Raw genomic sequence first — 13,856 nt, 5'->3', positions numbered from 1 at the left:
GTCCTCATGGGAATTAGCTTTTGTCACCTTTATCAAAGCTATATATGCCAACCCTAAATCGTCTGTATATGAGTAGTTTGCAAATCAGCAACCTACTCCAATGAATGCCTTTCAAGGCTTATTTAGGATTGCCATACAAGGGAAAATGCAACTCCGTAACCTATTGATGTCAACTAACTAGATAAATGTCAAACAATCCGGACTGGAGATAATTAAGAATTACATCGCTGGCAAAGCAACAGTCCAAACCATTGATTTGGATCAGTCCAAGTTTGGATAGGCTGAAGTCCTTTGGACTCAAGCTCTTGCTGAATTTGAGCGAGGTTAAACTTACGTGAAATTTCACTGAGGATAGTTTCTCCTGATTGAAAGGCGATCGCCACTCCTAAATCTCGCAATTCAACAGTTTGCGCCTTCAGGCTGCGCAAGTGCATTTCGATTTGTTGCAGCGATTCGTTATAAAAAGACCAGTGTTCAAATTGAGTCAGGTCAAAGTTTCCGTCAAATTGCTGGTTTAAATGGCTGAGCATATTCAAATTAAAGGCAGCGGTGACACCTTGGCTGTCGTTATAAGCCGCTTCTAGCAGTTCCTTTGGCTTTTGTAGGTCGATGCCTAACAGAAAATATTCACCAGTCTGCGATGCTTGAGTAACCTGTGAGAAGAATACGTCACATTCTTGCGGATTCAGGTTGCCTAGAGTGCTGCCAATGAAGCAAATCATCCGAGTGGGCAGTGGGGCTGGGCTGAGCCGCTCTAGCGCTAGCTCATAGGTGCTAACTAACCCGTGAATTTTGAGGCTGGAATAGTCCGTTAACAGGGTGCGGGCGCTGCTTTCAAGAATGCCTGCACTAACGTCAATGGGCAGGTAGCGTAAGGGATATCCCTGCTGCTGGTAGGCATCTAGCAAGAGGCGAGTTTTGCTGCTGCTGCCGCTGCCTAGTTCGACAATTTCGCAGGCTCCAGTGAGTTGGGCGATCGCCCCTGCGTATTCCTGAAAAATGGCGGCTTCTGTGCGAGTCAGGTAATATTCTGGCAAATCGCAAATTTGCTCGAACAATTGAGAGCCGTAATCGTCATAAAAGTAGCGCGGCGGCAAAGATTTTGGCGTTTTGCTCAAGCCCTCAATCACATCCTGCGCTGACTCCAGATCGGTCTGAGCATTGACTGGATCAATCAAGTACTCAATCTGAAGGCGATCCTCCAGGGCGTACTGGGAAGAGGAGCGATCGCCAATTTTGCTTTGAGAAAAACCCGTTGAGCCAGAAGATTTAGGAAATTGCATGAAGCTTTCATAGAATCCATCAGCGGGTAGACCAAGAGCCACACCCGCCCTGCATTTTCCCATCCAATAATGAGAATTGGCTTAGCCTTTAGGATCATTTGTTGCCAAAACCTTCTACATTAGCTCAACCGATCTGCGCTATAAATTTGACGTGCAGGATACGATAGCGATAGTAAGAGCTTAGGCTACGGCAGTTCCCTGGAGTCTTGTTAAGCTGCTGAGTCAAAGAATTAAGCAAACAGTAACGATGACAGATGTAGATTTTGAACTCGATAATCAGGCTGAGGCGCTGCCACTTTTGTCGGACGTGGCTTTGATCCCACAGGCTCCCGAAGGCTTTAAGTCTGGCTTTGTGGGCATCGTGGGACGGCCGAATGTGGGCAAATCTACCCTGATGAACGAATTAGTGGGGCAAAAGATTGCGATTACGTCGCCAGTGGCACAGACGACGCGCAATCGCCTCAGAGGAATTTTGACGACCTCCGAGGTGCAAATTATTTTTGTTGATACGCCAGGAATTCACAAGCCCCATCATCAGCTTGGGGAAGTGCTGGTGAGAAATGCCCGAATTGCGATCGATTCAGTAGATGTACTGCTATTTGTGGTAGACGGAACGGTGGAGGCGGGGGGAGGCGATCGCTTTGTCGTAGATTTGCTCAGCCAATCTAAAACGCCCGTGATTTTGGGGATCAACAAGGCAGACCAGCAGTCTGCTGATGCTGAATCAATTGACCAGAGCTACATTCAACTAGCAGAAGCAAACGGTTGGGCAGTGGCAAAATTTTCTGCCCTCACAGGAGACGGGTTAGAAGCTTTGCAAAGTTTGTTGAATGACCGACTGGAGTTGGGCCCGTACTACTATCCCCCCGATTTAGTCACTGACCAGCCAGAGCGTTTCATCATGGCTGAATTGATTCGGGAGCAAATTCTGCTGCTGACTCGTGAAGAAGTGCCGCATTCAGTGGCGATCGCCATTGACCGCGTAGACGAAGAGCCCGAAATCACCCGCATTCTCGCCACGATCAACGTTGAGCGGCAGTCGCAAAAGGGGATTGTGATCGGCAAGGGCGCAAGTATGTTGAAGGCGATCGGGACGGCGGCCCGTCAGCAAATTCAAAAGCTGGTGATGGGAAAGGTCTACCTGGAGCTATTTGTGCGGGTGCAACCAAAATGGCGACAGTCCCGCACGCGACTTGCAGAATTTGGCTATCGGGTTGAGGAGTAACATCCTCAAGAGCCAGAAAGCCTGCTTACTGACTGAGTAATTGCACCAATTTCTGATTTTGCGTATCCGTGCCAATCGTGATCCGCAGTTTGTCCTGGAGTTGGGGTTGGTTAAAGTAGCGGACTAGGATGCCTTGGTCTTTTAACTTCAGGTAAATTTCCTCGGCATTGCCGTGAGGTGGACGCACTAGCAGGAAGTTGGCTTGGGAAGGCCCAATCTGGAAGCCTAGCTGCTCCAAGTCTTCTGCCAGTTTTGCGCGGGATGCTTTAACTTTTTCGGCATTGGCAATTTTATGAGGTTGGTCGGCGATCGCCGCTGCACCCACTGCACATGCGATCGCGTCAACGTTATAGCTGTCCTTAACCTTCATCAGTCCGTCCAGTAAAGCTGGGTTGGCAACTCCAAAACCTAATCGCAGCCCTGCCAGAGAATATCCTTTAGAAAGGGTTCTGAGAACAATGACGTTATCGTATTTTTCAACCAGTTCCAGTGCGTCTGACTCAGCAAAATCGACGTAGGCTTCATCAATCACTAGTAAGCCAGAAAGCCCTGCTGCTAACTTTTCCAACAGTGCATTAGGAACCAGCGTTCCAGAGGGGCTGTTGGGGGACGCGATGAAGGTAACGGCTCCGTTGGCAGCAATCAACTCCTCAACGGGCAGATCGTACTCCTCGCCATAGGGCAATTCAACAAACTCGGCATCTTGAATTTGAGTCAGGGTGCGGTACAAAACGTAGGTAGGGGCAGGATAAACGACACGCCGTCCTGGTTCTGCGCAAGCCCGCAAAATCATCGTTAGCAGGTCATCACTACCATTGCCAACCAAGATCCAGTCGGCAGGAATGCCCAATGCTTTACTCGCTGCTTCCCGAAATGGTTTCGCAGTCGGGTCAGGGTAGCGGCGCAGCAACTCGCCACTCAGATCTTGCAACACCTGAAGTGCCGCAGGTGAAGGCGGGTAGGGATTCTCATTCGTGTTGAGCTTGATGATGTTTGATCCCGGTGGCGGCTGTTCTCCCGGTTTGTAGCCCTGTATCGCGTTGATGCGATCGCGGAAAAATTGCATGAGATCCCCCTTGATTGAATGAATTGATTGAATGATTGAAATTGAATTATTGGAGTTGGCGTAATACCTGTCGAACGGTTTCTGACGGTACTTGATCAGTGACTTTGACGGTTCCAATTTGAGTGGGGAGGACAAAGCGAACCCGTCCGGCTTCAACCTTTTTGTCGGTTTGCAGGGTATCTACGATCGCTTCAACATCTAGCTCAGCCGGGATTTGAGTAGGCAGTCCAGTTTTTTGGATTAGGGCGTGTTGGCGATCGCTCTCTGCTTGCGTCCACAGCCCCAATTCCACAGCAATCTGTCCGGCTGCGACCATGCCGATCGCAACAGCTTCTCCGTGATTCACTAGACGATATCCAGTCAAGCTTTCGACTGCATGTCCGATCGTGTGACCATAATTCAAAATCGCTCGTAGTCCTGCTTCTTTCTCGTCTTTGCTGACAACGTGTGACTTTGCCTCACAGGAACGGGTCAAAATCATTTGCAAGAGTTCTAGATCGAGATAGCGCTGTTGATCTAGTCGGGAAGCTTGCTCTAGCTGTTCAAACAACTGAGCGTCCCAGATGATGCCATATTTGATTACCTCTGCCATGCCTGCCCGAAATTCTCTTGCAGGTAGCGTATTCAGCACTTGCGGGTCGATGAGTACCAGGCGCGGCTGATAAAATGCGCCGATCAGGTTTTTGCCCTGGGGATGATTTACACCCGTCTTGCCGCCGATTGAGGCATCAATCATTGCTAGCAAAGAAGTTGGAACCTGGACAAAGTTAATTCCCCTCAGCCAGGTTGCTGCTGCAAAGCCTGCCATATCCCCAACCACTCCACCACCCAACGCCACGATAGTTGAGGAGCGCTCTAGGCGATTTGCTAGAGCCGTGTCATAAATTTTTTGAATTGAGGCGAGAGTTTTGTAGCGTTCGCCTGCTGGAATCGTATGCTGGACGACCTCAAAACCCGCCTGTTCTAAAGAGGTGATCGCCCGTTCTCCATAGCTACGAAAAATGCCGGGATTAGAAATCAGCAGCACCTTTTTTCCTAGCTTCAGCGGCTGCATCCAACTGCCCAAATGGTCTAGCCCACCTGAAACGACGGCAACTTCATACGACCGCTGCGGTAACTCAACTGTGACAACAGATTTCATTGGCTTACCAACCCATAACCCTCGTGCGCTGTATTCTACTCCAGGAAGTGGTTCAATAGTTTTATGAAGCTTTTAAAGGAAAGGTTAAATGTCTGGAGTACTTGCTTACATTCTGCTTTACGGGGCTGCATTTGGGGCGGCGATCGCGCTGTATTTTGGGCTGCGTGCGGTTAAGTTGATTTAGGTTGAATGGATCCGATCAACAGCCTGGAGATTTAACAGCCTTGAGCTGAAATTCAGCTCAAAGCCCAAACCTCAGGTTAATTTCGCCTGTAGGGGCGGTTCACGAACCGCCCCTACGCAATTTATGCTAATCGCTCTAAACCCGCAGCGTTAGCCGAACGGTTCCAGTTTGTTGAGTGGGAGATGTCCAGGTTTGTAGCGATCGCCTCACGGGATCAACGACCTCAGCCGCTTCTATCGTCGATTCCTGATCATTCAGCAGCACTCGCTCGACACGACCATTCCGCAGGCGCAGCTCTAAAACCAGATCTCCGGTAAAACCAGAAGGCAAATTGACAGACTGCAAGTGCTGCTCCAGTGAAGCTAGCTCTGCCTCATCTAATCCTTCTGTATCAACGATTTGAATTTGGGAGGCTGTTGGTGTAGGAATAGGAGACATTGGGCGGAGCGTGAGTGGAGCGGGTGCCATTTCATAAGCATCTTGCTGTCCGACTGAAGCCATTGAGCGACTGGGAGCCATTGCACCACCCGGAGCAGAATTGCTCATGGCTGCATCAGCACCGCCAAAAATTCCTTCGTAGCTTACCCCTTCCGGTAGCTCGACGGGAACCTGCACTCGACGGCGTATGCCGTCTGGGTCTACTCGCACCTCTTCACTAATGGCGACAAAGGCAGTGTATTGCGACAGCAGCCGATACTCTAGGGCTGTATTGGTGACCGCTTCAACGCCTGTTGTGGTTTCGCCGCCAAACATTTGGTTCATCAGATCTTTGATGCGGAATCTGCCCCAGAGTTGGGCGATCGCCTCATTCCCTTCCTCCTCAAAGTTGACCGGGATCGTCTGCTCATAGCGCCGCCCACCTGCTGCCGTTCCAGTAATTTGCAGAGTGCCGCTGATGCCATCAGGCTTACGTCCAAATAGCACTAGCGGCTGCTCGGCAAATAGGTCAGGTGCCGCTAAGGGATAGATTTCTGGCGCTTCGCCGTCTCCCTGCCAGCGCACCTCAACGTTGGTCAACACCGGGTTGTTGATTTGTTGAAAAAACTGCTCTGCGACGGCTTCGGTTGGTTCATCCTGACGCACGACCTGCACCGTACCGCGACCAACCTCTGCCAATCGATTCAGCAGAAAACGGTTCACCGAACTGCCAACCCCAAAGCTATACAAGCGGTTGCCAGGACTGAGCCGCCGCTGCACTTCTGCAATCACCTCGTTTTCGTTGCCGATGTAGCCATCGGTCAGGAGTACAACGCTCCGTAACCGTCCGTCTTGGGCTGGGGGAAAGTTCATCACAGCTTGAATTCCGTTGAGCAATTCGGTGCCGCCGTTTGCGTCTAGCTGATTGATGTAAGCGATCGCCCTTGCCCGGTTCGCAGCAGTATTCGGTAAAGGGGTAGCGGAGAGTTGCGTAGTGGTATTCGCAAAGTCAATGATCGTAAACGTATCGTCTGGATTCAGCCCGTTGATCATGCGGCGCATTAGCTCTTGCGACTTTGCCAGAGGATCACCCTCCTGCGACCCAGAGGTATCCATCAAAAACACCACATCTTTGGGGACAATCTCATCTGCGTCATACTCCACTGCTGGGATCAAGTAAGCCGCAAAGTGTCCGCCCCGTTCATCTACTTGATTCAAGACAGTTGCCTGAGTGCGATCGCCCGCAACCCGATATCGCAAAACCAAATCTTTGTTCGGAATCGTATCTTCGCCATCAAGCGTCACCCGCACTGCTTGTCCATTGCGGCTGGTGCGAATTTGGTGAGACGTAGAATGCACGTCTTGAAGCGGCACTCCTGCATCAATGTCTACTGTGACTCCGATGTCATGCCCGGAACGCACTTCGGGTGGCAGCACAGGTGGCGTAATTCGAGAAGCATCGGGCACCTGGTCAGTGTCACTGCTGGGAGCAATCGGCGTACCGGGAATGTAGCGCGGCCCAACCACCAGCGGAAAGACAAATTCGTAATCGCCACCCTCAAACTTGAGGCTCTCGGTGTAGCGAATCGTTACGTCAATCTGTTCACCAGGGCGAATGTTTGCCAATGACTGAGTGAAGATATTGTCTCGCTCTTGCTCCAGCAAGCCTGCTGTTTGTCCCTGCTCGATCGCCTGCTGATAAAGTTCCTGAGCTTCTTCCCGCCGCTTAATGTCGCTGCGAATGGTGCGATCGCCAATCTGAATCTCCATATCATCCACTGCCGCCTCGTCCGGCAGCGGAAACACATAAACCGCCTCCAGTGGTTCCTCAAACGGATTCTCAAACGTCTGCGTCATCTCAACCCGCGACACATTCCCGCTGACTTGAGCCTTCACCTCAGTGTGGCGCAACGGAAAAACCTGCTCCTGCCCATCCATCTGGACATACAATCCTCCTGTTACACCATCGGATGCAGCAGGGGACTCTCCTGTCCCTAAGCCGGAACTTGAGTTAGCCGGAGAGGGCGACCGCGTGGGCAATTGGGCGATCGCAAAGTGAGCCAAACTACCCGCTACGCCAACCAGCAGAACCGTCAACGGCAAAACAAAGGAGAGTTTCATAGGAGGAGCTTAGGTGAACGAAGATAGCTCTCACCATGACATCCGTTGAATTGCCTTCCTTCAGGGTTGCGAAAACTGCAACAGAGGAGTAAGGGATAGGGAATGAAGAAATACCTTCTTGCCCTATCCCCTAAAACCCCTCTCATCCTTACTCTCTAACTAACTCCGTATTAATCTCGTTCACCTGTCGGCGCTTTAGCTCAACCGACTCAGAGCGGGGCAGCAGGTTAAATACTTCACGAAACTTGTCGTCGATCCGCTCAAAGGGAATCGTACCTGTCTCGTTCAGCACAACCTCACCCGCCTGATTAAATAACACCGTTTGAGGTACAAGTCCCTTGTAGTAGTAGCCCAGGTCTGTTGGCTCGTAGTGTTCTTGAGGGGCGATCGCGTCCACAGTCATGGCAATAAAATCAGCCGCCCGACCGTAAAATGAATCAAGCTGGTTGACGACTGCAACAAACTCTTTGCAATCACTGCTGTCATCTACATAGAACACAACCAGCGTTGGCTTATCTCTTTTAAAAGACTCTGCCAACGTCACTTTGGGCGGAACTAGAGAACCGTTGCCTGCATAGAGCGGAAAAATGTTGCCATCAAAGCGATCGTCCGTCAGACCCGCCCAGGCAGGATTACCTAGCAGTCCTAATAGCCCAAGCAGCAGCACCAGACTCAGCAACAGCCTGGAAAGCTTTCGATAAAAAGAATTCATCACAAAACGTCTTTGCAAAAAACCGTCCCAAACCAAAAACTTATCCCCTCAATGTTAAACCTTAGGGTGTGCTTTAAAACTGCTTTAGAAGTTGATTCGCTAGATGCTTCATGCCCAATTAACCAACTTCTAAGACAGACGTGCCTTTGGCAGTTAGCCTTGCCAAGCCTTATTGCTACTGAGCAGGCGACGGAGCAGGCGACTCAGTCGCAGCGGGTGCTTCAACTTCTTTAAAGCCTTGGATAACCTGCTGAAGTTCAGGTTTGTTACGCTCAAAGCTAGAGGGCAACGTCCAGGCCAAAATCTGGTGATACTTCGTTGGAGTTTCAACCGTGGTGTGTAAATATGCTACGTTAATTCCCTCGATGGTTCCCTGAATCTCGTACTGTACGGCTGGGTTACTTCCTACGGTCGTTACATCAGTCGGTCCAGTAATTTCAGGATCGGTTAAGCTCTCAACGAGTAACCCACGTGTAATTTCTGAATGCTGCTCAATGGTTAGATTCTCAAAATCTGCCTTGTTTTCGGATAAAACGATCACGTATTCTTCACTGCCTCGCTTAGAAGCTTGAATCTCGGCTGACTCATGAAGTTCCCGATCTTCTACCCAACCGTTGAGCAGGGTAAGTTGGCTCTGACCATCCAAACCAACAAGAACGTTACCCGCATCCTCAGGACTAGCAGCTTCAGTAGGTTCCGTCGGAACTGTAGCTCCCTCAGGATTAGCAGAATTGGTATTTGCGTTGGGGGTGCAGCCTCCCAAAACCAGGGCAGTAAGGAGTAAAACTGGGGTAAAGGTTTTAATAAACATAGGCACGTTAACCTTCTCGTGTCGAAGTCGATACTAAATGGCTTGCATTTCGCAACCGTTAAATCCGGATTGCCTGGGAATAATGTTTATGGATGAGATGTTTTCTAAGCAGCCTAGTCATCCCTCACAAGCTTAGCCGCAGATAGGTTAAGTGGCACGAGAAATATGGCTATTCTCAATAGCTTAAAAATCAATTTTGAATCTCTTAGCTATCAGTCATTAGTCATTTGGGGATGATGACTCCCAATGACCAATGACTGATAACCAATTTAGATATTTGATTAGATATCCAGATCAGTTAGGTTCAGCTTTGAGCCGTAGGTTTCGATGAACTCACGTCGAGGGGCAACGCGATCGCCCATCAGCACCGTGAAGATTCGATCTGCCTCAGCTGCATCCTCAATTTCGACTCGCTTTAACGTCCGGGTTTCAGGATTCATGGTGGTGTCCCAAAGCTGCTGGGGCATCATTTCTCCCAAACCTTTAAATCGCTGAATCGTGTAGTTAGCGTTAGCAGGAAACTGCGATGTGATCTGGTTGAGTTCGCGATCGCTATAGCAATACTGATGCTGCCGTCCCCGTTCTACTTTGTAAAGAGGAGGGCAGGCAATGTACACATAGCCCTGATCGACCATCGATCGCTGATAGCGGTAGAAGAAGGTCAATAGCAGTGTCCGAATGTGAGCGCCATCTACGTCAGCGTCAGTCATGACAACAATACGGTGATAGCGTAACTGTGATGGGTCAAACTCCTCACCTTTGATACCCAGACCTAATGCGGTAATCAGCGCCTGAATCTCGGTGTTTTTGTAGATCTTGGCATCGTCGGTTTTCTCAATGTTGAGGATTTTGCCTCGCAGCGGCAGGATTGCTTGGAAGCGGCGATCGCGTCCTTGCTTAGCGCTACCTCCCGCAGAGTCTCCCTCCACGATGAAGATTTCTGACTCTGCTGGGTCACGAGAGCTACAGTCTGCCAGCTTACCGGGCAGCGTTGACGACTCCAGTACAGATTTGCGGCGCACTAGTTCTCGCGCCCGTCGGGCAGCTTCTGCCGCGTTAAAGGCTTGAATCGCCTTTTCAAGGATCGCATCAGCAACGCTAGGACGAAACTCTAGATATTCGGTTAGCGCCTCACCCACTAGGGAATCTACGATTCCTCGAACTTCGGTGTTGCCGAGTTTAGTTTTAGTTTGTCCTTCAAATTCGGGATCAGGTACTTTAACCGAAATGACGCCCGTCAGTCCCTCACGGATGTTCTCCCCTGCCAGGTTAGAGTCACTTTCCTTGAGCTTGTTGCGCTTACGGGCGATGGAATTCATCGTCCGGGTTAGCACTGCCTTCAGTCCTTCCAGGTGAGTACCACCATCAATGGTGCGAATGTTGTTGGCAAAGCCCAGCAGGTTATCAGTGTAAGCATCTACACACCATTGAAGTGCCACCTCAACCTGCACGTTGTTGCGCTCACCCTGAACAAACACCACTTCATCATGCAAGGGCTGTTTGTCTTTGTTGATGTAGCTAATGTATTCACGAATGCCACCAGCGTAGTGATATTTGTCAATACGCGGCTGGTCGCTCTTGAGCAGTTCCAGGCGATAGTCAGTAAAAGTAATCTCAACTCCAGCGTTTAAGTAAGCCAGCTCCCGCAGGCGACTTGCCAGCGTAGCGTAGTCAAACTCAATACCCGTCGTCGCAAAGATTTGAGAATCTGGCTTAAAGGAAATCGAAGTCCCTGTCCGCTCGTCAGGGCTCGGCTGAATGGACAGACCACCGATAGGTATACCCCGTTCAAACCGCTGGACGTGCACCTTGTTGTCTCGCCAAACGGTTGCTTCAACCCACTCTGAAAGGGCGTTGACGACTGAGATACCAACCCCGTGCAAACCACCCGAAACTTTGTAGCCACCACCGCCAAACTTTCCGCCTGCGTGTAGCACCGTCATTACGGTCTCTAAAGCAGACTTGCCGGTTCGGGGATGCACATCTGTCGGAATTCCGCGTCCGTCATCTGTAACGGTGACAGAGCCATCTTCATTCAGGCTGACCTGAATGTACTTGCAATAACCCGCTAAAGCTTCATCAACCGAGTTGTCAACAACTTCGTAAACTAGGTGATGGAGTCCACGTGGGCCTGTGCTACCGATATACATGCCCGGACGTTTGCGGACAGGCTCCAATCCTTCAAGGACTTGGATTTGGTCAGCACCATAATTGGTTGTCATGTATGAAGCGCTCCCATAATTCGGTTTGAAGCCATCTATGCTTCAGAACACCAAAACCTATCAAAATTATAACACAAAAGGGTTTGAAGCGATTTTAGAGCGGTTTGAAGTGAAAAATAAGGCAGGGATCGATCAAGCCCATTTTCGGCAGAATTTTGATCACATTCAGCAACCTGCAGATGTTGATAGTTTAACCTGCAGAAATAGTAAATTTGTACTACCATTGGCTATTCCTATTCTAATTGTTATTTGTGGAGCAACAGCAACTGGAAAGTCGGGATTGGCAATCGCCCTCTCCCAACGGCTCCAGTCAGCGATTCTCAGCGCTGACTCGCGTCAGGTTTACCGTGAGTTTGACATTGGCACCGCAAAACCAACCTCCGCTGAGCAACAGCAAGCCCTCCATTATCTTATAAATATCTGTGACCCCACCGAAACGCTAACGCTAGCAGACTATCAGCAGCAGGCGCAGCAGATCATAGGTATGTTTCACCAATTGGGCGATCGTTTCTCTATTCCACTGTTAGTTGGCGGAACCGGACTTTATATTCGTGCAATTACGCAAGGTTTGCAGATTCCTAGAGTACCCCCACAAGCGAAATTGCGATCGCAGCTTCAATCACTAGGACAACCTCAGTGCTACGCCTTTCTAAAACAAATTGATCCCGTCTCTGCCCAAAAAATTCACTTCAATGATGCCGTCCGAACGCTGCGTGCTCTGGAAGTGTACTACACCACCGGAAAACCCATTTCTCAGCAGCAGGGAGAACATCCACCCAGTTACCCAATTCTGCAAATCGGGTTGGATTGTGTCACGTTGGATCGACTAGCTCAACGCATTGAGCAACGCACGCAGCAAATGCTTGACGCTGGCTTGATTGCTGAAGTCACACAGCTTTGTCAGAAGTATGGATATGACCTGCCTCTGCTCAACACATTGGGCTACCAAGAAGTAAAGCAGTATTTAACCGGAGACATTTCTCTACAAGCTGCAAAAGAGCAAATCGTTCTGCATACCCGCCAGTTTGCCAAACGCCAGCGCACCTGGTTTCATGGCGATCGCCAAATTGAATGGTTTGATGCTGACTCTCCCCACCTAGTTGATCAAGTTTGGGAAAGAGTTCAAGCATTCCTCCAAACCTGCGAGGCAAGAACCTGAGCTTAATATACGCTTGAGTAAAAGGTGAGCTAATTCCAAAATTATGACTGCCTTAACTTTAAAGCTTGATTCTGTTGTGAGGCTTACTGATGAGCAGTTCTACCAACTCTGTCAGGACAATCCTGAGTTGAAATTAGAACGCGCAGCAACCGGAGAACTAATCGTTATGTCCCCAACGGGAGGCGAGACAGGGAAACAAAACTTTGATCTTGTGATTGCGCTTGGAGTTTGGAATCGGCAAACCGGGCTTGGAGTTGGATTTGATTCATCAACGGGGTTTAGGCTGCCGAATGGAAGCGATCGCTCCCCCGATGTTGCCTGGATTCCCCAAGCCAAATGGGATGCTCTAACCTCAGCACAGCGAAAACGATTCCTGCCGCTCTGTCCAGACTTTTTAGTTGAGCTACTCTCTCCCTCAGACAGTTGGGAAGCCGGTGAAGCAAAGATGCAGGAATATCAGGACAACGGCGATCGGTTAGGCTGGTTGATTGACCCAGAATCACGCAAGGTTGCAATTTACCGTTTAGGGCAAGCCGTTGAAATCTTAGAGTCTCCAGATGCTTTATCAGGTGAAGATGTGCTGCCAGGATTTGTGCTAAATCTTCAAACCATCTGGTAGTTCCGTCCAAAAGCTTGTCCTTAAATCTGCAAACCCATTCATTGAATTTCTTAACCCGTTTGTTGAATTCACATACTCGTTCATTGAATTTGCAAACCTGCTCATCGAATTCGTATACTTGCTTTCTGAATTTGCAAACGCGTTTGTTGAATTTGCACCCGCATTCAGAAAGTTTTGATGATAAATATCAACTACTCCTGAGAATTAACAGCATCAATCATCAGGCGAAGCGTCTCTACTCTCACTGAATCGCTTTGTTGCTCAAACAGTTCAGCAGCCTGCTCATAGTCTCTGCAAGACGCTTGACGGTCGCCCATGAGTCTAAAAATATTGCCACGTATAGCCCATGAGTCAGCCATGTCAGGGTATGGGTCGATTGCTCTAGTAGCTTCAGCGATCGCCTCTGAATAACGTTTCTCCTGTGCGAAGGCAGCACTCCTTAGCAGAATCTGTTGAACTTCTGGCATATCTTCAAATGCAACCTCATCCTCATCAGGAGTCTGCTCTTGTAGATTTTTCTCAGCCAACGACTGCCTTTGCAGTCCTAAATAGAGTTTCTGCCGCTCATAAACTCCAGCCTGAACAGAATCACCTTGTGCTTGAAACGCTTCTTGAGCTTTTCCAGCACTTTCAATTGCTCCTTCCAAATCACCTAGCTGATCTTGAATATCTGCGCGAAGGGCATACGCTTCTGCATAGTGAGGAGCAAGTTGAATTGCCCGATTTAATTCAGCAAGAGCCGTTGTTAATCTATCTGGATGAGCAAGCCCTCTAACAACAGAGGTTGCTGTTGGCGAATAGGAAAATCAGGCAAAACAGCCTCATTCTGTAGTACGCCACGGTCACTCAAGTAGAAGCAAGCTAAGTGCACTAGCATAAGCCTATAGCTGCTCTAG

The 13,856-nt window shown here is 49.5% G+C and carries 12 protein-coding genes; 4 read left to right on the top strand and 8 right to left on the bottom strand.

The genetic code is table 11. From position 1 onward, the window contains the following. Positions 1-212: 212 nt before the first annotated feature. Positions 213-1,283 (bottom strand): L-histidine N(alpha)-methyltransferase, encoded by a 1,071-nt coding sequence (gene egtD, locus H6F88_RS18325; RefSeq protein WP_190644194.1) that lies wholly within the window; start codon positions 1,281-1,283, stop codon positions 213-215. Between the two features lie 247 nt (positions 1,284-1,530). Here egtD and era point away from each other — a divergent pair, with 247 nt between their 5' ends. Further along, on the top strand, positions 1,531-2,508 hold the full coding sequence (gene era / locus H6F88_RS18320; protein WP_190644193.1) for a GTPase Era: 978 nt from the start codon (positions 1,531-1,533) through the stop codon (positions 2,506-2,508). A 25-nt stretch (positions 2,509-2,533) separates the two neighbouring features. On the opposite strand, the gene hisC is transcribed toward era, so the two are convergent. After that, a complete protein-coding gene (gene hisC, locus H6F88_RS18315) occupies positions 2,534-3,574 on the bottom strand; it encodes a histidinol-phosphate transaminase (protein ID WP_190644192.1) in 1,041 nt (346 codons plus the stop codon). A 46-nt stretch (positions 3,575-3,620) separates the two neighbouring features. Further along, positions 3,621-4,715 carry a 3-dehydroquinate synthase gene (aroB, locus tag H6F88_RS18310; RefSeq protein ID WP_190644191.1) on the bottom strand — a complete coding sequence of 365 codons (1,095 nt, stop codon included), beginning with the start codon at positions 4,713-4,715 and terminating at the stop codon, positions 3,621-3,623. 88 nt (positions 4,716-4,803) lie between these two features. On the opposite strand from aroB, the gene H6F88_RS18305 reads away from it, so the two are divergent. Next, the gene (locus H6F88_RS18305) at positions 4,804-4,899 is read left to right on the top strand and encodes a cytochrome b6-f complex subunit PetL (protein ID WP_190644190.1); all 96 of its coding nucleotides are present in this window, start codon (positions 4,804-4,806) and stop codon (positions 4,897-4,899) included. 135 nt (positions 4,900-5,034) lie between these two features. Here the strand turns inward: H6F88_RS18305 and H6F88_RS18300 are convergent, their stop codons facing one another. The 4 genes from H6F88_RS18300 to gyrB all read right to left on the bottom strand — a co-directional run bounded on the left by H6F88_RS18300 (position 5,035) and on the right by gyrB (position 11,182). After that, a complete protein-coding gene (locus tag H6F88_RS18300) occupies positions 5,035-7,437 on the bottom strand; it encodes a VIT domain-containing protein (protein WP_190644189.1) in 2,403 nt (800 codons plus the stop codon). Between the two features lie 148 nt (positions 7,438-7,585). Next, on the bottom strand, positions 7,586-8,149 hold the full coding sequence (locus H6F88_RS18295) for a thylakoid membrane photosystem I accumulation factor (protein ID WP_190644235.1): 564 nt from the start codon (positions 8,147-8,149) through the stop codon (positions 7,586-7,588). Positions 8,150-8,324: 175 nt separating this feature from the next. Beyond that, a complete protein-coding gene (locus tag H6F88_RS18290; RefSeq protein WP_190644188.1) occupies positions 8,325-8,960 on the bottom strand; it encodes a hypothetical protein in 636 nt (211 codons plus the stop codon). Positions 8,961-9,241: 281 nt separating this feature from the next. Continuing rightward, on the bottom strand, positions 9,242-11,182 hold the full coding sequence (gyrB, locus tag H6F88_RS18285; RefSeq protein ID WP_190644187.1) for a DNA topoisomerase (ATP-hydrolyzing) subunit B: 1,941 nt from the start codon (positions 11,180-11,182) through the stop codon (positions 9,242-9,244). Between the two features lie 229 nt (positions 11,183-11,411). Between gyrB and miaA the strand changes: the two genes are divergently transcribed. Beyond that, the gene (gene miaA, locus H6F88_RS18280; RefSeq protein ID WP_190644234.1) at positions 11,412-12,341 is read left to right on the top strand and encodes a tRNA (adenosine(37)-N6)-dimethylallyltransferase MiaA; all 930 of its coding nucleotides are present in this window, start codon (positions 11,412-11,414) and stop codon (positions 12,339-12,341) included. A 43-nt stretch (positions 12,342-12,384) separates the two neighbouring features. After that, entirely contained in the window at positions 12,385-12,960 is a 576-nt protein-coding gene (locus H6F88_RS18275; RefSeq protein WP_190644186.1) for a Uma2 family endonuclease, read from the top strand. Between the two features lie 191 nt (positions 12,961-13,151). On the opposite strand, the gene H6F88_RS18270 is transcribed toward H6F88_RS18275, so the two are convergent. Then, complete coding sequence (locus tag H6F88_RS18270) at positions 13,152-13,676, bottom strand: hypothetical protein (RefSeq protein ID WP_347277714.1); 525 nt, start codon at positions 13,674-13,676, stop codon at positions 13,152-13,154. Positions 13,677-13,856: the final 180 nt, after the last annotated feature.

It is taken from the genome of Oculatella sp. FACHB-28 (genome assembly GCF_014696015.1).
GTDB lineage: Bacteria > Cyanobacteriota > Cyanobacteriia > Elainellales > Elainellaceae > JAAUTN01.
Note: the sequence above shows the minus strand (reverse complement) of the source record. Positions and strands in the feature narration are given on the sequence as shown.

Coding starts and splice junctions, on each gene's coding strand:
- H6F88_RS18275 (WP_190644186.1), top strand. CDS start 12,385: ATGACTGCCTTAACTTTAAAGCTTGATTCTGTTGTGAGGCTTACTGAT.
- H6F88_RS18300 (WP_190644189.1), bottom strand. CDS start 7,437: ATGAAACTCTCCTTTGTTTTGCCGTTGACGGTTCTGCTGGTTGGCGTA.
- H6F88_RS18290 (WP_190644188.1), bottom strand. CDS start 8,960: ATGTTTATTAAAACCTTTACCCCAGTTTTACTCCTTACTGCCCTGGTT.
- hisC (WP_190644192.1), bottom strand. CDS start 3,574: ATGCAATTTTTCCGCGATCGCATCAACGCGATACAGGGCTACAAACCG.
- H6F88_RS18295 (WP_190644235.1), bottom strand. CDS start 8,149: ATGAATTCTTTTTATCGAAAGCTTTCCAGGCTGTTGCTGAGTCTGGTG.
- era (WP_190644193.1), top strand. CDS start 1,531: ATGACAGATGTAGATTTTGAACTCGATAATCAGGCTGAGGCGCTGCCA.
- egtD (WP_190644194.1), bottom strand. CDS start 1,283: ATGCAATTTCCTAAATCTTCTGGCTCAACGGGTTTTTCTCAAAGCAAA.
- gyrB (WP_190644187.1), bottom strand. CDS start 11,182: ATGACAACCAATTATGGTGCTGACCAAATCCAAGTCCTTGAAGGATTG.
- H6F88_RS18305 (WP_190644190.1), top strand. CDS start 4,804: ATGTCTGGAGTACTTGCTTACATTCTGCTTTACGGGGCTGCATTTGGG.
- aroB (WP_190644191.1), bottom strand. CDS start 4,715: ATGAAATCTGTTGTCACAGTTGAGTTACCGCAGCGGTCGTATGAAGTT.